18 protein-coding genes and 2 tRNA genes are annotated in these 19,509 nt (G+C 31.4%); 11 read left to right on the top strand and 9 right to left on the bottom strand.

All coding sequences use genetic code 11. From position 1 onward, the window contains the following. The 9 genes from GTR01_RS04385 to GTR01_RS04345 all read left to right on the top strand — a co-directional run. Nucleotides 1–202 (top strand): integrase core domain-containing protein (locus GTR01_RS04385; protein WP_160136626.1); only part of this gene is annotated, 202 nt, incomplete at its 5' end. A 288-nt stretch (nucleotides 203–490) separates the two neighbouring features. Further along, nucleotides 491–1,123: a viroplasmin family protein gene (locus GTR01_RS04380; RefSeq protein WP_160136625.1), complete on the top strand. Its 633-nt coding sequence runs from the start codon at nucleotides 491–493 to the stop codon at nucleotides 1,121–1,123. Nucleotides 1,124–1,294: 171 nt separating this feature from the next. After that, nucleotides 1,295–2,344: a ComEC/Rec2 family competence protein gene (locus GTR01_RS04375; RefSeq protein WP_160136624.1), complete on the top strand. Its 1,050-nt coding sequence runs from the start codon at nucleotides 1,295–1,297 to the stop codon at nucleotides 2,342–2,344. A 2-nt stretch (nucleotides 2,345–2,346) separates the two neighbouring features. Further along, the gene (locus GTR01_RS04370) at nucleotides 2,347–3,447 is read left to right on the top strand and encodes a trypsin-like serine protease (RefSeq protein WP_160136623.1); all 1,101 of its coding nucleotides are present in this window, start codon (nucleotides 2,347–2,349) and stop codon (nucleotides 3,445–3,447) included. After that, nucleotides 3,440–3,895: a hypothetical protein gene (locus tag GTR01_RS04365; RefSeq protein ID WP_160136622.1), complete on the top strand. Its 456-nt coding sequence runs from the start codon at nucleotides 3,440–3,442 to the stop codon at nucleotides 3,893–3,895. Before GTR01_RS04370 ends, GTR01_RS04365 begins: the two co-directional genes overlap by 8 nt. Then, nucleotides 3,861–6,005 (top strand): AAA family ATPase, encoded by a 2,145-nt coding sequence (locus tag GTR01_RS04360; protein WP_160136621.1) that lies wholly within the window; start codon nucleotides 3,861–3,863, stop codon nucleotides 6,003–6,005. The genes GTR01_RS04365 and GTR01_RS04360 overlap by 35 nt, the downstream gene beginning before the upstream one ends. A gap of 192 nt (nucleotides 6,006–6,197) precedes the next feature. Then, nucleotides 6,198–6,452: a hypothetical protein gene (locus GTR01_RS04355; protein ID WP_160136620.1), complete on the top strand. Its 255-nt coding sequence runs from the start codon at nucleotides 6,198–6,200 to the stop codon at nucleotides 6,450–6,452. Nucleotides 6,453–6,454: 2 nt separating this feature from the next. Continuing rightward, nucleotides 6,455–7,678 carry a hypothetical protein gene (locus GTR01_RS04350; protein ID WP_160136619.1) on the top strand — a complete coding sequence of 408 codons (1,224 nt, stop codon included), beginning with the start codon at nucleotides 6,455–6,457 and terminating at the stop codon, nucleotides 7,676–7,678. 471 nt (nucleotides 7,679–8,149) lie between these two features. Beyond that, a complete protein-coding gene (locus GTR01_RS04345; protein ID WP_160136618.1) occupies nucleotides 8,150–8,359 on the top strand; it encodes a hypothetical protein in 210 nt (69 codons plus the stop codon). Nucleotides 8,360–9,100: 741 nt separating this feature from the next. On the opposite strand, the gene GTR01_RS04340 is transcribed toward GTR01_RS04345, so the two are convergent. Next, nucleotides 9,101–9,532, bottom strand: coding sequence for a hypothetical protein (locus GTR01_RS04340; protein ID WP_160136617.1), 432 nt, complete (start codon nucleotides 9,530–9,532; stop codon nucleotides 9,101–9,103). 236 nt (nucleotides 9,533–9,768) lie between these two features. On the opposite strand from GTR01_RS04340, the gene GTR01_RS04335 reads away from it, so the two are divergent. Next, nucleotides 9,769–9,841: transfer RNA gene (locus GTR01_RS04335), tRNA-Phe, on the top strand. A 240-nt stretch (nucleotides 9,842–10,081) separates the two neighbouring features. Then, a tRNA-Phe gene (locus tag GTR01_RS04330) sits at nucleotides 10,082–10,154 on the top strand. A 110-nt stretch (nucleotides 10,155–10,264) separates the two neighbouring features. Here GTR01_RS04330 and GTR01_RS04325 read toward each other — a convergent pair. The 8 genes from GTR01_RS04325 to GTR01_RS04290 all read right to left on the bottom strand — a co-directional run bounded on the left by GTR01_RS04325 (nucleotide 10,265) and on the right by GTR01_RS04290 (nucleotide 19,507). Continuing rightward, a complete protein-coding gene (locus tag GTR01_RS04325) occupies nucleotides 10,265–10,675 on the bottom strand; it encodes a hypothetical protein (protein ID WP_160136616.1) in 411 nt (136 codons plus the stop codon). A gap of 30 nt (nucleotides 10,676–10,705) precedes the next feature. Further along, complete coding sequence (locus tag GTR01_RS04320) at nucleotides 10,706–11,425, bottom strand: hypothetical protein (RefSeq protein WP_160136615.1); 720 nt, start codon at nucleotides 11,423–11,425, stop codon at nucleotides 10,706–10,708. 100 nt (nucleotides 11,426–11,525) lie between these two features. Beyond that, on the bottom strand, nucleotides 11,526–11,924 hold the full coding sequence (locus GTR01_RS04315) for a hypothetical protein (protein WP_160136614.1): 399 nt from the start codon (nucleotides 11,922–11,924) through the stop codon (nucleotides 11,526–11,528). A gap of 71 nt (nucleotides 11,925–11,995) precedes the next feature. Beyond that, on the bottom strand, nucleotides 11,996–12,382 hold the full coding sequence (locus GTR01_RS04310) for a hypothetical protein (RefSeq protein ID WP_160136613.1): 387 nt from the start codon (nucleotides 12,380–12,382) through the stop codon (nucleotides 11,996–11,998). Nucleotides 12,383–12,407: 25 nt separating this feature from the next. Beyond that, a complete protein-coding gene (locus tag GTR01_RS04305; RefSeq protein ID WP_160136612.1) occupies nucleotides 12,408–13,868 on the bottom strand; it encodes a hypothetical protein in 1,461 nt (486 codons plus the stop codon). Between the two features lie 133 nt (nucleotides 13,869–14,001). After that, nucleotides 14,002–14,766 (bottom strand): LytR/AlgR family response regulator transcription factor, encoded by a 765-nt coding sequence (locus GTR01_RS04300; protein WP_160136611.1) that lies wholly within the window; start codon nucleotides 14,764–14,766, stop codon nucleotides 14,002–14,004. A 76-nt stretch (nucleotides 14,767–14,842) separates the two neighbouring features. Beyond that, nucleotides 14,843–16,165: a RagB/SusD family nutrient uptake outer membrane protein gene (locus GTR01_RS04295; protein ID WP_160136610.1), complete on the bottom strand. Its 1,323-nt coding sequence runs from the start codon at nucleotides 16,163–16,165 to the stop codon at nucleotides 14,843–14,845. Nucleotides 16,166–16,177: 12 nt separating this feature from the next. Then, nucleotides 16,178–19,507 carry a SusC/RagA family TonB-linked outer membrane protein gene (locus GTR01_RS04290; protein ID WP_160136609.1) on the bottom strand — a complete coding sequence of 1,110 codons (3,330 nt, stop codon included), beginning with the start codon at nucleotides 19,505–19,507 and terminating at the stop codon, nucleotides 16,178–16,180. Nucleotides 19,508–19,509 lie beyond the last annotated feature (2 nt).

Here is a 19,509-nt window from a genome sequence, read left to right as displayed (position 1 = left end):
AAAACCTGCCCAAAATGCATATATTGAACGCTTAAACCGTACATTCAGAGAAGACGTTTTGGATGCATACCTATTCGGGTCTATAATGGAGGTAAATGCAATGGCTTATGAGTGGCAAATCGATTACAACAGTAATCATCCGCACACATCTTTAAATGGACTTAGTCCTTGGCTATATGCTAAAGAATCTTTAGTCAATTAGAAGGGATTTTATATTTATTAACTGTTTGAAAAAAGGTAAGTCTTCACCTGCACCAGTTGCTTGGGAAAAAACAACAGAAAAAGATACTATCAATAATTATAAAACCCTTACAGAAGATTCATTTTGTATGTAGTACAGTAGGGAAAATAAGTATAGAAAACAAAGGACATAAAGAAGAACATGATTTACGATGAATCATTTGGTTTTTATTCATTCATTAATAGAATTTGATATAAATCTTATTTCTAAAAAGCTTATATATAACAGTAAAAATAACAATTAATAACTATGGGAAAACAAAAATTCTATGTTGTCTGGGAAGGACATAAAACAGGAGTATTTGATAGCTGGGAAGAATGTAAAGAACAAACACATGGATTTCCTAATGCTGTATTCAAATCTTTTTTAACTAGAGAGCTAGCCGAAAAAGCTTTCAATAGTGATAGTAAGGAATTCGTAGGTGTTGATATTTTTGAATCAACATTAAGCAAAGAAGAATTAGCCCTCATTGGTGATCCTATCGAAGAAAGTATTTCTGTTGACGGAGCTTGTAATGTAGTAACAGGACTAGTTGAATATCAAGGTGTCGATACTAAGACTAAGAAGGTTTTATTTAAGCAGGGACCATTTGAAGGAGGTACTAATAATATTGGGGAATTTCTTGCTATTGTACATGCGTTAGCTTATTGTAAGGAAAAAAATATAAATATTCCTATTTATTCTGATAGTAAAAATGCCATGTCTTGGGTAAGAGATAAGAAAATTAGAACCAGTCAGGAAAAGAATGATAAAAATATAAAACTTTTTAATGTAATTGACAGAGCAATCATTTGGTTAGAAAAAAACGAATATTCTAATAAAATTCTAAAATGGGAAACAAAAGCTTGGGGCGAAAATCCCGCTGATTTTGGACGAAAATAAATACTTAGTGAAATATAAAATTACTGAAAGTTTTTACGGAAACCCGTATTGTCTTTTCGCTATTTTTTTTAATTTTTACACTTTACAAAAAATTAAAAAATATTTATATTGGATTGATGAAGTTTCTTTTCTTTAGAACGTTTATCTATCTTATAATCTAAAACTTAAACCATGAAAAGAGAAAAAACAGAATTTAAAATACTTGAGGCTTATCATGGAGATTCTATCTTGATTAAAACTTATGATAAAGATTTTAATGAGTTCATAATTCTAATAGATGGTGGAACCGCAACAACATTTCGTTATAGTTTAAAGAAAGAACTAAATAATATTTCTAAAATAGACTTATTAATACTCACTCATATTGATAGTGACCATATTGGTGGTCTTATACATTTATTCACTAGTAAATTGATTGAAAAAATTGAAATAGGAGAAATTTGGTTTAACCACCCTGAGATTTTAAGGAGAGGAAAAGGCTCTAATATAAGTGTTGGGCAAAGTGAAAGCTTTTTAGACCTTATAAAACGGGTAAAACCCTATACTGAAATCCTTTCGATAGATAAATCGATGAAAAAAATTGATAAAAATGGTATAGTATTCACAATCCTATCTCCAACAAATGAAATTCTATCCCATTTTGAAAATGTCTATGAGGATGAATTAAAAAAAGCTAAGAAAAAGGTAAAGAAAAGAAAAATATCTATTAAAAAAAATGATTATGGTGAATCTCTAATTTCATTATCTGAAAATAATTATACTCCTTTAAAATCTATTAAAGATGATATATTTAATTCAACTTCCATTGCCTTTATATTACAAACATTAGACTTAAAATTCCTATTGTTAGCAGATGCCAGACCTGAAGTAATTGAAGAGTGTCTTGGAGAATTAGGATATACTATAAATAATAAATTAGATGTTGACTATGTTAAAATATCTCATCATGGTAGTAAAAATAATACTTCTCAATCTTTATTAAGTCTGATTAATTGTTCCGAATACATTATATCTACAAATGGAGGAACTGCTGATCATCATTTGCCTGATAGAGAAACTATTGCTAGAATAGTCCATAATAAGTCTCGTAATAAAGAAAAAAAACTATATTTATATTTCAATTATCCTGTAGAAGTTATTGCTAGGAAAATCGGAAATTTTATATCCGAAGAGGATTTAAATAACGGAAACTGGATTTTTCAAAATAAAAATGAATTTTGATAATGTATAATATAATTGAAAAAACTTGTGTTAGAATACAGCATGGGGAAGATAATATAGGTTCAGGAGTTTTAATTGCTGATAATGAAACCTTTTATGTTTTAACCGCCGCACATTGTTTAGGAGATGAGGATGTAGAAATTGAAAAAGAAAATATTGTTATAAAAAAGCAGTTTGACTATGCTTCTGAGTTTAATAATATTTCTGTCAAAGATATAGTAGATATTGATTTTGATAAAGATTATTGTCTTATTGAAATTGATTTTGATGATGAAGAAAAACTGCTTAATTCTTACAAATTTGGAAAAGGTTTTATAAAAGATTTAGGGGTTAAATTTTGTGGTTACCAAAATATTAATTTAAACCAGTATCGTCCTTTTGATGCTAAAATTATAACTGTAAGTGATTTACATCATAAATTTAAAATTAAATTAATTGAGAATACTTTTGATCAAGCAGGTGAAAACGGATATGATATTGCCAAAGGACTTTCTGGTAGTGGGGTATTTATTTTTCAGCATAATACTCCATTCCTAATAGGAATACTAAATTCCGTATTGGAAGATCAAGCATGGAATGATGATATTGAATGTTGTTCAATAGCTCACTTAGAAAAATACTTTACAGAGTATGTTAATTTATCTGATATAGAGCAATTAAAAAAGTGGGAAGAAAATATAGAGAAAGAACGAACAAAACAAGAAATAGAATCTTTTAAAGAATTACGGTCAGAGTTTTTTGATAACCTTTATCGCAAAAATAAAATTTTATATCCAGATAAAGATGTAGATAGAATAACTAGTGAAAACATTAAACAGTTTATATCTATTGAAGAAAATATAAAGACTTTAGAGAATAGCTTTCCCGAAATATTTGTTGATTTTAAAAGACTAGTTAAAAAACAGATTTCAACCGTTGCAAATGATTATTCAAGAATTGTAAGTAATTCTAATGAAGCAAAAAATCAAAAATTAGAATTACAAAAATTTTTAGAAGATAAAATCGAAAAGCAAATTCCTAAATTTTATTCTTTTGACTTATCCGAATATCAAGTTCTTCAATGGCTAGGTATCTGTACCTTAAATTTTATTGAAAATGATTAACATCGAGATTGACGAAAAACCTATATCTGTTTCCATTAGATATAATGCATATTATAAGCTTGTTTTATTATTAGCTATTATATACTACTGCGGATTTTCAAAAAAAGCATCCTTAATAGTAATTCATATTGTTTTTTGGGGACTAAGAAATGACGAAAATTTTGATATTCTACTGCAATTAAAAAAACAGGAGAGAAGCACTTTAGTTCCTTGGGCATTTGAGCATGGAATGGATAATATTTTATCTATTGGATTAGCTAATGGATTAATTGCAAAAACAAAAGTAACTGATGATTTAACATTTTCTATTACTGAAAATGGGATAGAACTTTTAAAAACTATTTACGATAATAAATACTTTTCAGAAGATTTAGAAAAAATTAAATCCTTAAAAGTTCTGCCAAAGGCAAAAATTGAAAGAGCTAATCAAAATTGGAATTTATTTTAAAATGATAAAAATTAATAAACTAAGAACCGAACTACAAACTAATCTAAGTAATGATATAGATGACCTATATGGATTTTCATTTAATTTTACAGAAGGACTAAATATTATTGCTGGTCCAAACTCTCGAGGAAAATCAACAATAAATTCTTGCATTTATTATGCTTTAGGAATGGAAGAACTATTAGGTGCTCATAATGACAAAGCACTAGATAAAGCATTAAAAGAAGAGTTTGAAATCAATATTAGTGAAGAAGAAAAGCAGACACATCATGTTGTTTTCTCGCAGGTCTTACTTGAAATAGAAAACAGTAATCAGCAAAAAGTAACTCTCGAAAGAGTTATTGTTTCTAATACGGATAAAAAGAAAAATTCAAATATTTATGTTTATAATACGGATTTAGAAGGGTATTTAAGCAGTGAGCAACCCATTGAAGTTGATTTATTTTATGTTAATCAAAGAGGAAATAATGAAGATACAAATGGCTTTTATAGATGGTTAGCCGAATTTATAGGAATTGAGCTTCCAATGGTTAGTAATTCATCAAGAACAGATAATTATAGTCCTTTATATCTTCAAACAATCTTTTGTTCATTATTTATTGAGCAAACAAAGGGTTGGTCTGAATTTCTTGCTACAATGCCATACTTTGGAATTACAAAACCAAAAGAAAAAGTTGTAGAATATATACTAAATTTAAATTCACTACATAATTCTACTAATAAAGATATTTTACTAAAAAATAAGAGTCAGATTATTGAAAAGTGGGACAGAAAAATAAGAAATATAAAATATCTCTCTGCGCAAAATAATTCTACTTTAATGAATATTCCTGATGAAATAACAACATTACGAGGTGATATAAATAAAATAAATCTTTTGTTTACTAAATCCGAAACTGAAAAAGTAGAAATCAATCAATTTTTAGAAGAAAAGTCTTTACAGTTGAAAAGTCTGGAAGGAATATCTTTAGCAAAAATAGGAGAAAATAAAGAAGAATTAATAATTGCATACAGAGAGGAGAAAGAGAACTATAATTCTTTAAAAAACCATATAAATAATTTTAAAGATAAATTAAATATAGAGATACAGCAGAGAAATAATTTAGAAAAGTACCTAATTCAAATAGATAAAGAAATAAAGGATAGCCTAAATCTGATCAAAGTATTTGATGAAGATATTATAAATAAAAAGAATTTCAATTCTTGTCCTACATGTACACAAGAAATACCTACTGACTTAATTTCATCAAAACAAATTAAGATACCACAATTAAGTATTGAAGAAAATACTAATTTTTTAAAAGGTCAAAAAAGCATTGTAACAATTTCATTAAAGAACCTAGAGGAAAGTATCGAAGAGAAAGGTATTCTTCTCAATTATTATATAAATACTTTGCGTAATAAGGAGGAAATTATAAAAAAAATATCTAATGATTTAATTGCAGATGATAGAGCCTTTTCTGAATCTGATACATTAAAAAGAGTTCAATTAGAAAATGAATATAAAATAGTTTCTTCTATTCGAGATTCTTTTAATGACATCAAAGAAGAATTAATTGAAATCTCAAACCAATATAATGAAGTTTTGAAAGGCATAGATGATTTATCTGGTGAAGAAGAAAGAGACAAAAATATTTTAGATGATTTTGAGAGTTATTATAAAGATTTGTTATATGCTTTTAAATATGACAGTAACGAAAAATATAAGATTTCAATAAATAGGAAAGAACCTTTTAAATATTTCCCCGTATATAAAAGCTACAAAGATGACAAGCTACCTCAATCAATAAGAATTAATTCTTCAGCTTCAGATTTCGTAAGAAATATATGGGCTTACAGTATAGCATTATTAGGAGGTGAAAATCATCCAGGAATATTATTATTTGATGAACCTGGGCAACATAGAACAAACTTATTAAGTTTAAAAGCCATGTTTGAAATTTGCTCTAATATAGATTTTGGTCAAATTATAATATTTACGTCAACAGAAAGAAAGTTAAATGATAATGAGCCAATGGATGTAGAATATGTTGTTTCTAAAATTCCAAGAGAGAAGTATAATTTAATCTTATTATCCGAAACCAATAAAGTAATTCAATCTTTAAACTAAATTTATTCGTACTCTAATATAAATTCCAATATCAAGGTATATATCGAAGGGCGATTTTATGATCGCCTTTTTTTATGCAATTTTTTATTACTGAGAATTAATGCATTACATTTTTTAAATAATTTTACAAACATAAAATGGCTATTCTCTACTTTCCAGAGAGTTTATGTTACTGAACATAAAAAATGTATTATGGCAGAAAACATAAAATCACTTATCAAACGCTGTTTACGATTACAAAAACGAATTGAAGAATTGGAAATAACCATTCGAGACATCACATTTAATGATATTATCAGTCGTGATGAATTTTTAAAAAAGTACAACCTTAATAGTAAAACTTTTGATAATTATAGAAAAGCTGGGCTGAAGGCTTACCAGCCTGTAAGAAATGGGAAAATATTTGTAAGTTTAAAAGAATTTGAAAAATTCCTAAAAAAGAAATAATAATGATTGATGTTTTAAAATTCGATATAAATAATTTAAGAATGGATGAAAATATTCTTAAAACAAAATTTAAAAAAACTTATGAATCTGAGGTTTTGACTAAATATAAATACAAATTTTACGACTCTGAGTTATTTAATTATAGTAAAAAAAACAGAGATGAAGTTGAGCAATCTATTGATGATGAAACAAAACTTTATAAAGTAAGTCACCATTATATCTATTATATTTTTAAGAAAAAAGAAAAGACTGGAAAATTAGTATTTAACCAGAATATCCGAAGAAACTGGATTGATTATAAAATAGCAGCAGATAAAAAAGGGATTGAATACATCGACATTATTCCCCGTAAACCTTTAATGCCTAGAGTTATGGCTGACTTATCATACTACAATTTTATTAAAATCATAGAATTATATGCAGAAGAGTTGGCTATACCTAAAAATATTTTTTGGGGTGCTAATGTTACTCAGGTTGAGCTTGGAGCAAATTTAAAATTTTCCACTACAATCAAAACTAAAAACGGTTTTGAAAAAATTAGCCTACAAGGTATGCTTTCCTCTTTTGGAACTTTAAAAAATGTTCCTGAAAAAGATACTTACGGTCGAAGCGGAATACGTTTTAAAGCTGATGCTTTTGAAATAAGTATTTACGATAAACTGAAAAGAATAATCTTTACAAAAGAGATTTTTAAAAATAAAAAAGAGAGCGTTAAGGTTAAAAGACGAAAAAAAATCAACGAAATCAACCACTTTATTCGATATGAATTAAAGATAAAAGAAGTAAGCTCTTTCAGAAGGGAGAGTTTTGCGGATAAATTAAATACTCTGAAGGATATTAAAGACAATTGGGATGTTCTTTTAACTTCACTCTTTAATACGACTGAAGATATTGATTTCGTTGATTTTTTATCCCCAGAAATAGAAAATGAACTTATTCTATCTCAATTAGATAGTAAATCTAAAGGTCTTTTTTATGAATATTTAATTTATCAGGGGGTAAAAAAAATTGGCTATACTGAGTTTATCAGGGACATTATTCCTCTTGTAAATACTAAAACCAAGAGAGTGTTTCAGGCAGATGTGGATGAAATTTATGACAAATTCAGGAATAAAAATCACTATAATACTTCTTATGAAAAAATGTTCTTAGACACCCTTTATAAAAGATTAGATTCGTTAAAAGTAAAGCCTTTATTATATAAGACCTCTATCTATACCTTATAATAAGAATATATAGATTAAATAACTTAAATACTAAAGTAAGGTTATATACTTAGGGCGAAATTTTTGTTTTTGGGAATTCTCAAAGTCACTCTATTTATTTAAGACTAGGAATCTTTACTATGAGAATACCCGACTACTCCCTAAAAGAAGTCCAATATGAATAAGCTTGATTAATAAGGCAAATTCCTGCCGTTTTTCGTCTGAAGTATAAATTTACTATTTCAGAATTTGAATTGAAATTTGCTTAGTAAAAACTCGAATCCGAAAAGAGAAGTTTCCCTAAACTTATTATCTCTGAAGTTTTAGGGGTAACTCCCCTCCTATTTCAGATTATTATTAATTAACCTTGTAAGCCCATTTGTAAAACTGTAGAAACTGGCTCAATTTGATTTTTAGTATAAACCTACCTTTCAAGATTATTAATTGTTTTTTGCTTTATATTGAACTTACATTTAATTTAAAATAATATTTATGAAAAAAATTAGTGAATTGTCAATAGCTGACTTAAAAGCTGCTCATGATTTTTTAAAAACGTCCTTAGATTCTTTAAATGAGATAGAAAAAGATATGGATGAAGAAGAGATCACTCCAGAGCGTATTAAAGCTTCTGAAAGATTAAATAGATTGCACAATTATCTTTATCATGAACTTCTTAATAGAGTTATATCTTTAGATAGTTAAAATCAAACCCATTTTACATATTTTTTATTTTTTAACCTTTGTTTCCGATTATAATTCACGTTATCGAATCCTTTAATTTAATTGTAAATAATTTTAGTTGACCTTGGTTAAAAAATACATAAATTTCCCCTATAATTCCCCCTTCTGGAAATCGACCCACGATAAACCCAGTATTTAAAGGAAAGTTTACAAAATCGGTGGGTTCTGGAGAAACCACTTGAAAACCTCTGATTAGTCAGAGGTTTTTTTGTTTTCCTATATGCTCACAATTCGATTAGTATAAGTCACTACCTTAGCTCGCTTATTGATAATAAACCAATACTTGTCTTTGTGTTTGGGTAAAATTCAATATGAACCAAGAGTAAAAAAGTATTTTGTATCCTTCGATTAATTCAACTTTTTGCTAAGCCTCCAACTTTTGAGACTGATTCAGAATACTTCTATGGGTGAATTTAAAAATGAAGAAGATCACTTTATAAATAATGTTAGCTTTAGTATAGGTTGAAACCTACTCCTCTACTTCAATAAACACACTGCTTGTAAACGCATCAAATCTTTGAAATAAGCTCAGTTTTCCTTTTTAATAACTAAACTTACAACTGAGTCGAAAAAAGCCCTAATAAACAGGCAAAGTAGCGTTAAAAAAAATGAAAACCAAATTCTCCGTCTAAAGAAGCTACATTGGTACGGCCTAGCTCATCAGGATTTTTAAAAACACGTCTGATATTTCTTTCAGCTGAACTATTTAAGATTTTTTCTTAAAAACTCATATCTTAGAATTCCCGGAGGAAGCTTCTTACAATAAAAATACAATTCATATTTATTGAAATTCGGATCTAAATCGAGCCTATTAATCTTGTAAGCCATCTCTCTGGAAATTCGTTCTAAGTTTTCTTTTTTCTGATCACAATCTATTATAGAAAGGTAAAGAGTATATTTCAATGTATCTTTAGGGTGTAAAAGTTCCTGTTTTGTTTCAGGAGATCTTTCTATTTGGGTTAAATGATATTCTTTTTTTAATTCAGCAAACAGAATCTTTTCTTTCGGCAGGCTATCAATCCTTTCGGCTGAAGAAAAGTAGCTCAAACCTGCAACTACCAAAAAACTCATTCCAAAATACAGCACCACTCCAATGCTTACAATAATCAATACCCACTTAATCGTCTTTGTCATTGAATTTTATAAATATCACTAAATATAGTTGTATTTATTCTATATCATAAGTATTTCATCATAAATATAAAAAAGTATAGCAATTTTTACGATCCCGATTATCCGATATAAGATAAAAAGCCCTACTACGAGAACTACAAAAGAAAAAAAATATAAAAAAACATTGCCAGAATTAAAAAATTATATTACTTTTGCACCACTTTAAAACAACGAAGTAAGTTAAACAACAATATAATGGTTTCTTAGCTCAGTTGGTAGAGCAATGGATTGAAAATCCATGTGTCCCTGGTTCGATTCCTGGAGAAACCACTTGAAAACCTCTGATTTTTCAGAGGTTTTTCTTTTATACCTATTTCAAAAAGCCTCTCGCATTCTAATTTTTAGTAGTGATGAATTATTTTTTTGAAAACAACTTACTGATGGGCAATTAATTGTATTTAAAAACAATATATTTTTCAAAAAAACACTGATAAAAACTTGCATGATATCACAAAATAGTATACTTTTGCATCACTTTAAAACAACGAAGTAAGTCAATACTAAATATATGGTTTCTTAGCTCAGTTGGTAGAGCAATGGATTGAAAATCCATGTGTCCCTGGTTCGATTCCTGGAGAAACCACTTTAAAGCCTCTGATCATTCAGAGGTTTTTTTGTTTCTTATTCAGGCACAAATTCACGAATTATTGATGATATAGTTGTATACCTGATTAATACTCGTCTTTGCTTCTTTTATAATGTAAGTAATATTAATTTCCACTGTTGTAAAACATCTGTAAACTCATCTAATGGCATTTCAATCACAGCTTCATTTGAAAGTAGAGAGTTTTCCAAATAAAAAGTTTTGGTATCTACATTAATATACCCTCCGAGATCTTCAAATTTGAAAAATGTAAACCAATTTCCTGTTACGTTAAAATCCAAGAGATCTTGCCAATCCCAGTAACCACCTTCTTTTTCTATAAATTCTTCTCTAAGCTCCATGTTCTCCCAATGTTCATTTAAGTAGACTAACTCACTTAAAAACTGGTTTACGGCTAATACATTTTTAAGATCATTATTCAATAAGTTTTCCAAATTGGCATAATATGGATTATTAAAACTTATTTGGTGATTGACCAATGTAAAATCTTTTAAGTTCATTTTCTAGTCAGGAACATTTCCATTCTTTAGTTAAAAATTGGGAACCAGAGGTTCTGCATGGGTATAATAATATATTTCTTCTTCAGAAAGCCCCATTTCCTGAAAGAAATTACCCGCAGCACGAAAGAACTGCCAAGCTGTGTAAGCAAAATCATTGCTAAAAAGAAAATCACTTACATGTACAGTGTCCACTTCACCATCTTCACCAAATATGAAAACGATATCAGAGTCTTCATCAAATACATCTTCCGGATCTCCCCATGGAATAGGCTGATTTCCGAATTTATAAGTCTTCAAACCTCCTTTTACCTGATGGGTAAGACTATCATATGTGATTGTAGCTATTTTTTCTCCATTAGCATTCAAAACAATTTTTGAATATTTTGTGTCTTCCTGTAAACCGGAATAGAATTTACAATCCCAAACGATATACCCATTGATGAGCTGTTTATTATTTTTAAGAGTCCAATTCAGATTTTGCCCCAATGCAATCAACACTTCTGTAACATTTTCTTCAGGAGATAAATAATAAACTCCGCCCCAAAGCTTATGTTCTCTATAGGATTCTTCTTTCTTTAAAGCATTATTGATCCATATATGTTTTATATAGCTGCCTCCTGCCAACGCTTCTTCTTCAGTAAGAAACTCGTCATCATAGGTATTCGTAAAAAAAATCATATTTGTACTCATTTTATTCGTTTGTTTATTCGTTGTAAACAGAGATTCAATATTTTTTAGAATACGATTCATAAATATTGATGAGACTTTGATTCATTGTATTCAGATAACGTTCTTTAATAGGAAAGGTTTATCATAAATATTTCTAATTTCCGGAGAACACGTTTTCCCCTCAAAAAAAATTAAAAATACGACGAACTTTCGATTGACCTGGTGATGCTGTTTTCAGAAAGTTTCTCCATTCTATTACAATTTTTTTAAAATCCTGCAATGGAATACTGTTTACATATCCTTTTTCATCATCATAAAAATCTACTTCATTTCTGTGTATGATAATATCTACCGTAGCTGCATCGGTATCAATTTCATCATCCGGATTGTACAATGCATCATTAATGTCCGGTAATAACGAAGCATTGATCTGTTCAGCGCAGTTCCAACTATTTAAAAAGGCAGTTAAATATTGATTATTGGTATTTACAATTTTAAAAACGTATTGATTCCCCTTTCCCCAATCGTGTACTTTATCTTCAAAAGTTAAATTGTATTGATCTGCTATATTCTGACTCATTATGTTTTCTGATAATAATTTTGTGGTTATTTTCTTTTCGATTTCATTTTTGTAATGGTTGATACAATAATTTATGCCAGTCCCATATCCTGGATATCATTTATTTCAAAGTATTCAGTCCATGCTGTTAAAATTTGTTTCAGATCTAATGTAGGAATTTCCAATGGTACTTGTTGCCTGATACTCTTCACGAAACAAATTACTTTACCTGTCGTTACACTGGCAAACGTTGGACAACCATCCTCCGTTGGGTCATAATCAATATCATGGAGCGCTCTTTCAATATTTTTTAAAATAGTCTCGATAAATCCATCCGGATATCCTTCTATAAATAAATCCTCTAAGCTTGCACTTAATTTGTTTTCAGGAGCTGTTGTTCTAACAATTCCTGTTTTTCGTCCATTCATCATTATCATTGAGAACTCTAAATGATATTGGGTTAAAATCTGATCATTCATTTTTTTTAACTTATTGTTTTCATCTCTACTTTTTACACTTACTGTAATCTGAAATGATTCTGATCAAATTTTCTTCATTTTTAAGATCAAGATTTTCCCTTTTAATCTGGTCAGAAACAGATTTACAATCTTTGAGATAGTCTGCCAGCTTTTCGGAAAGTTTATCATTGGATCTATTGTCCAGCATTTGTCCTTTAGGCTGAAGATTTGTTTTAACAACATATTTCTGATATTCCACAGGATCCTGCAGCAACATGATCTTATTTTCTTTAGCAATAAGTTTGTAGAAGTAGGCATTATTTCCGTAAAGACTTCCATAATTTTGCAGCTTTTTCATGAATTCTCCTTTTACATCTAATCCGTAGTAACATTCTTCGTTTCCATTTGGAGAAATACAAAAATAGACTCCTGAATCAGCATCATATACTTTGGTAGCCATACTATTCATACCTGGCAATCTTTTTTTCAGCGTTACACGTTGCCCAAACCGATCTGCTCCATCCTGAGGCAATTTTTGCCCTGTTCTTTCCGGATCCAGCATTTCAAACCAGATGGTAAGTGCTCCTTCTGTTTTCTTTCCTGATTTCTCAACCAGATAGCCGGGAACATCATATAAATTAATGCTTCGATTTACAGCATCATTCATTTTTGCCTGATTAAGCTCTTGATTTTTATAGTAAGCCTGATGCTCCAGTGTATAGCCCTCTATAAAAAGATTAGCTACAAACTCATTGATAAATGCATAATCTGAAGGAGCATAGGGTCTTGTAGCAGTAAAAGTGAATTCATTATTATCAAAAGTTCTTACCAAGTAAGTCTTGAGTCCTTGATTAGTCTGATACATAGAAGCTACTTTCACTCCATCCAGATCACTCACCTCAAGACATGCTCCTGTATTATTGAACCCAACACAATTAAAAGCTCTTGAATATCCAATAATTTTAGGCTGATAGCTTCCATTATTGATAAGGATTTCTCCATTAGAGCCCATTCTTGGATTATAGAGACTTCTTATATTATCCAGCCTACTTTTTCTTGCATTATCCTCAATTATGCTATTGGTTTTAGCCTGTAGGTATTTGTCCCCTAGATTTTCTCTAGGAGTGGTAAAGAATTTTTCTAATTCTGCTCTATCAAAACCATTTTCATTGAAAAGGTGATATTTTACGGCCAGTTGATGAGCAACAATTCTATCCGGTTTAAATGAGGTAATCAAAACTTCATAAGGAATCTGGGTTGTTTTCCCATCTGCTGATTTCATATCCAGATAATACAGGAACTGTTCTTTTGCCAGGGTCACTCCTTTTAAATCGGCATCAAAAACCTTTTCATTGGTCAGGTTGTAAAACTCAAAATGATCTCTGTAAGGCGATTTCAGGACTCCTACTTCCTTTTCATTGAATAGAATCTTATCTTTTTTAAGCTGTATCTTTTGTGAAAATACCGTACCCGAAAGCATTACAATAAGGAATAAGTATATTTTCATAGTCCCATGTTTAAACAATTAGTTTTCGGTAGGGAAAATACGAAAAAAATGGATAGGGAAAGGGTCGGAAACTGAAAGAGAGAGGATGGAAGTTAAAAGCACTTTCCTCTTCCTGCATTAAGTTTCCTCCTCCTTAATTCTTCAGCCAGTTCAGACATTCAGCAATCTGCATTTTGCTGATAAATACCTCATCACTGACTTCAGGTTTGGGAGAAAGTTTTAATTCTACTTTTTGGCTTGAATGTTTAATGATTTCCGTAATTGCTTCTTTATTGATGATAAACTTACGGTTCACTTTAAAAAATGTCTGTGGGTTCAGTTTTTGGATAATATCCTTGATGGTGTCGTCATAAATATAGGTCTGATTATCCATCGTCGTCAGGAAAAGGTATTTTCCGGAAGCAAAGAAATAAGCCGTATTTTGCTCATCTACGGACTTTAACTTATTTCCTTCTCTTACCATAAAACGTTTCATCACTTCAGTATCTTCTCCCTGGCGCAATGTAGAAATGGATTTCAATAAAGGTTCAGGATCAAAATTATTTCTGATGGAAACGAACTTCTGCAATGCCTGATGAAGATCTTCTTCTTCAAAAGGTTTTAAAACATAATCTATCGTAAAATGCTTGAAAACCCTCATCGCATATTCATCAAATGCAGTGATAAAGATAATGGGAGTAAAAAGTTCTACTTGTTCAAAGATCTCTAAACTCATCCCGTCACCAAGATGAATATCCATAAAAATAAGATCAGCAGAATCGTTTTCAAAGAAGTCTATTGCCTTTTTTTTGGAACGAAGAATCACTGTTTCCGTAACGGGAACAATGCTTTGTTTATCTAAAAGATCTTTCAGATAATTTACAGCCAGCAACTCATCTTCTATAATGGCAATTTTCATAACGCTGCAAAAGTACAAAAAAACCGCTAGAACGATTAAGTTCTAACGGTTTCAAGGGTTGTTAATATGAAGTGTCTTATAAATTAGGATTATTCTTTTTTGCACTTTGCGGATATGCAATCGTATATCTCGGATCATTCTGCTCAAGAATAAAATCTTTTCCACCGACCTTATGCATGATCTTTTTCTGATTGGCTCTTCTTAAGTCAAACCAACGATGACCTTCCACCGCAAATTCTCTAAACCTTTCATCCAGAATAAAATTCATGAAATCTGTAGTGTTCATTGAAGCTACAGCATTTTGAACTGATGTATATCCTTCCGGAGTATATCTGTTTTTTAGTACTTTTAATAAAGTCTCTTTGGCTTCATCAAGTCTATTAAGCTTCAGTAACGCTTCAGATTTGATAAAATACATTTCAGATGTTCTGAAGGTTACTTTAAAGTCTGAATCTCCTTTTTTAATTATATTATAACGGTCAGGAGCTTTTTCAAAATAAAGTCCAAATCTTTTATCAGTCGTTTTATTATAGGCAGAAATCAGCTCTGGAGCAGCAAAAGATAAATTATTCTTTACAGAACCGTCAAACGCTTTTTCTAAGGCAAGGATTGATTCTACAGAAGCATAATGGTGAGGAGCTACGTTGGTTGTATTTAAATCACTCAATCCATCTTTGATGGCAAGTACCTGTTGCGAATAATCTAAAGCTTTATTCCAATCTCCCTGATACAATGCTATTCTCGCCTGTAAAGCCTTTAGAGAAACTTTAGAAAATCTGTAATTAATTCCTAATGGCTGCTGTTGCTCCTGCATCAATCCTTCAGCTTTTGCAATATCAGAATGTACCTGATCGTATACCTGCTGTACAGTTGAAGGTTTCAGTACCGCCTCCACATCAATTTCTAAACTAAGAGGTACTCCTTTGTCTGTGGATGCTGTAGCGGGGTTGTATTGCTTACCATATAAATTAATCAAATCAAAATAAGAATAGGCACGTAATGCATAAGCTTCAGCCAATATTTGCTGCTTCACAGGAGAATCTGTCATCGTCTTACTTCCTTCATTGATGATCTGGTTTATATAAAAGATCACGGAATAGAATCCTACCCAAGGAAATTCTGTCGTGTTTGAATCATAGCCGGTATCTTTCCACATTGCAAGTTCACGATTGTAAGCAAATCCACTGGCATTTTCATCCAGACTAAGCTCATCTGTACGCAATGCTACTAAAGATTTGTGAGTCGGATATCTTGAATAAGCGGATGTAAGTACCTTTCTGTAGTCGTCTACATTCATAGGGACTACTTTACCTTCAGGCTGTATATCTAAAAATCTATCACAGCCAATACTGGTAAAACTAAGTGCTGCTAATGCGATAAATGTTGTTATTTTTCTCATTTTTTTCAAGTTTTAAAAAGAAACATTAAATCCTAGGGTCACTGAACGGGAGATAGGTTGTGCGTAAATATTTCCATACGTTTCCGGATCGAAATATCCTTTATAACCATTACTGAATACAAACAGGTTACGCCCCTCAACGCTCAGTCTCAAGCTACTGATTCCCATTGGGCTGGTAAATTTCTTAGGAAGTGTATACCCTAAACGGATGCTGCTGATCCTAATATAGCTAATCTCCTTCGCCCATATATCTAACAGATTATAAACGTTATAGTCGTTGTTAAGAAGCCATTTATTACCCATCCATCCAGGGTTACTATCTGCTTCAGGGCTTGTAATTCCCGGAAGTGTAGTTCCTGCCTGATAGATATCTCTTGTATAGTTTCGTCCTCTATCCAGCTCCATTCCTTTATAAGAAGGGGTCTTCATGACAGTCTGCTTAAGATTGAAAGTTGCTGAAACCGTCAGGTCAAAATCATGTATTTTAAAAGTATTGATAATACCTCCTGTAAATTTCGGATCTCTGTCTCCTACATAGGTAAACAGCTCTCTTAATTCTTTACTTGAAAGTTTTGACTGTGAAAAGTATCCAGGAAGGAAATCTTCATAAGGATCATATAATCCGAATAAATCTTCAATTTTTACTTTTTCGTTGCCCTTCCAGAACATTGGGTTTCCGTTTTCATCCATTCCCGCGGTTTTCAATGCAAAAACAGCATTTACAGGAAGTCCTTCTCTGCTAGGAAGACGTGCATTATCACGAGGCTGTTCTGTAATTACATTACTTTTGTTATGTGCGAAATTGATCGTAGTTGACCACTTGAAGTTTTCTTTGTTAATATTTCTGGTAGAGATAGCCAATTCAAAACCTTTATTGGTAAGACTTCCCCAGTTTGCCATCGTATATTCGAATCCGGATTCAAGTGGAGTTGATCTCATACTGATCATATCCGTTCCTTTTCTGTTGTAAACATCAGCAGTAAGGTTGATTCGGTTTTGGAATAATCCCAAATCGATCCCGAAGTTGGTATTCGTTGTTTTCTCCCAACGAAGTTTATCATTTGGAGGACTGATTACATTGATCACATTTTCGTTTACTCCGGGTAATATAGTCGTATTATTATATTCCCCAATAAAGAATGGAGAGGTATTACGATCAATATTTCCCTGTAATCCATAAGATGCTCTCAGTCTAAGATTAGAGATAACAGGAACATTGCTCATAAAGTTTTCCTTTGTCACCAGCCAAGATCCTGAAAGTGCCCATATCGGTAAATATCTGTACTTTTTATTTACCCCAAATAGGTTTGTTCCATCATATCTTACACTTCCAAAGAAAGTATACTTTTGATCATAAGTATAAGAAGCCGTAGCAAACATAGATGCATAAGCGTTCTCTACAACAGGCATTTCACGATAGGTTTCGTATTTTTTGTCTGCTGCAAAATCTGAACTAGGAAATACTATAGGAACCCCTGCTTTGGTAAGACTGTTGAATCCAAAGGCTCTGGTAAGTGTAGTATTATCTTTTGTTCTACGGATCTCTGTTCCAGCCATCACATCAATTTCATGTACTGAGTTGATCTTTGTACTGTACATCCCCTGTAACTTCCAGTTGTATTGGAAGTATTCATTATCCCAATTCTGCTTTATACCTCCTGCAGGTAAGAAATATTGGTATCCTCCGTTTTTGAAATAAGAGGTTCCTTCTCTGAACTTTCTTGTAAAATAAGTATTTTCAGCAGCATATTTCTCTGTCTTATTGGAGTCATACTGAAGTCCCAACTGTGAAGTAAACTTCAAGCTTTTTGAAACCTTATATTCTAAATCCAATATTGCTTTTACCGAGTGGTTTTTCAGTGTATAATTTGTATTTTCTCTTTCCTCAAGGAAGTTGAAAGGAACGTATACATCTTTGTAACCATCCATATCCTTATCATATCTATAGCTTCCATCAGCATTGTAGGGAGATAAATAAGGATTGGCATTTCTTGAATAATTAACAGGACTGGCAGCTGCATCGGCATCTGTCATAAACGATTGTTTCTCACTTTGGGTACCAAAAATGGAGATCCCAGCGTTTAATTTATCGCTTATTTTATAATTGTTTTTTAAAGTGAAGTTGTAACGCTTAAAACCTGTACCAATCGTTGTTCCTTCTTCATCATAATATCCTAGAGACAGGTAATAATCGGAACGGTCGCTTCCTCCTGAAATACTTAATCCATATTGTTTATTCACTGCATTTCTATACAGTAATTTTCCCCAATCGGTATTGTTATTTCTAAGGGCATTTATTTGTTGCTGTGTCAGTAAATTCAAAGCTCCAAAGCCTCCGGTTCTGAAATTTTCCAGCTGTTGATTCTGAGTTAAAATTCTCATTACCTCACCTCTATCAGAGCGATATGTTAATCCTGCATTTCCAGCAAGGGATAATTCAAGGTCAACTTTTTCTGAGGCATTCAGAAGGTTTAGTTTATCAAAGTCCGGGCGAGCTGTGATAAATGTATCCGCTGAAAAGTTCAATCTCAGGTTTCCTTTTTTCCCTTTTTTCGTGGTGATGGAAATTACCCCATTTGCAGCTCTTGCTCCATAAATAGCTGTTGCAGCAGCATCTTTCAGAATAGTAATATCTTCAATATCATTCGGGTTTAATCCTGCAATAGAGAAGTTTTGGAGCTGATCAATATTATCTTTGTCACTGAAGTTAGGAACATCATTTCCTTCCAACGGAAGACCATCAATTACCCATAACGGATCCTGTGGCCCGGATAAAGAAGCTGTTCCACGGATTCTGATCTTAGCAGGACTTCCCGGAGATCCTGTTTCAGGAGTAACTACCACCCCGGCAATCTGCCCTGATAACATTTGATCTACACTCGCAACCCCAGCTTGGGTAATAGCATCCATCTTCACAGTAGAAACGGCTGATGTCTGCTTACGTTTTTCAATCTTCTGATATCCTGTAATGATAACTTCCTGAATTTTATTTTTATCGGTAACCTCGGGTGTTAACCTCACCGTATAATTGGTTTTATCCTCATTGATAAGAATAATCCTGGATTCATATCCTGGAAAACTTACCAGAATAGATTTAGTATCTACCGGAATTTCCAATACAAATTTTCCGTCTTTATCAGCTACTGTACCTACGGATACACTTTCAATAATTCCGTCAAGGTCTGTTTTTGTAGAAACCGACTGAGTCTCTATTTTTATAGATGCTCCTGCAATTACGCTGGAAGTACTACCGTCTTCTATCTTCCCTGTGATGGTCTTTTTTTCCTGAGCCAACGCCACCTGAGCAGCTAAAAGAGGTAAAAGGATTAGAGTTTTTTTCATTG

Origin of the sequence: Chryseobacterium sp. c4a, assembly GCF_009900745.1 — a bacterium.
In the GTDB taxonomy this organism is placed as follows: Bacteria; Bacteroidota; Bacteroidia; order Flavobacteriales; family Weeksellaceae; genus Chryseobacterium.
Note: the sequence above shows the minus strand (reverse complement) of the source record. Positions and strands in the feature narration are given on the sequence as shown.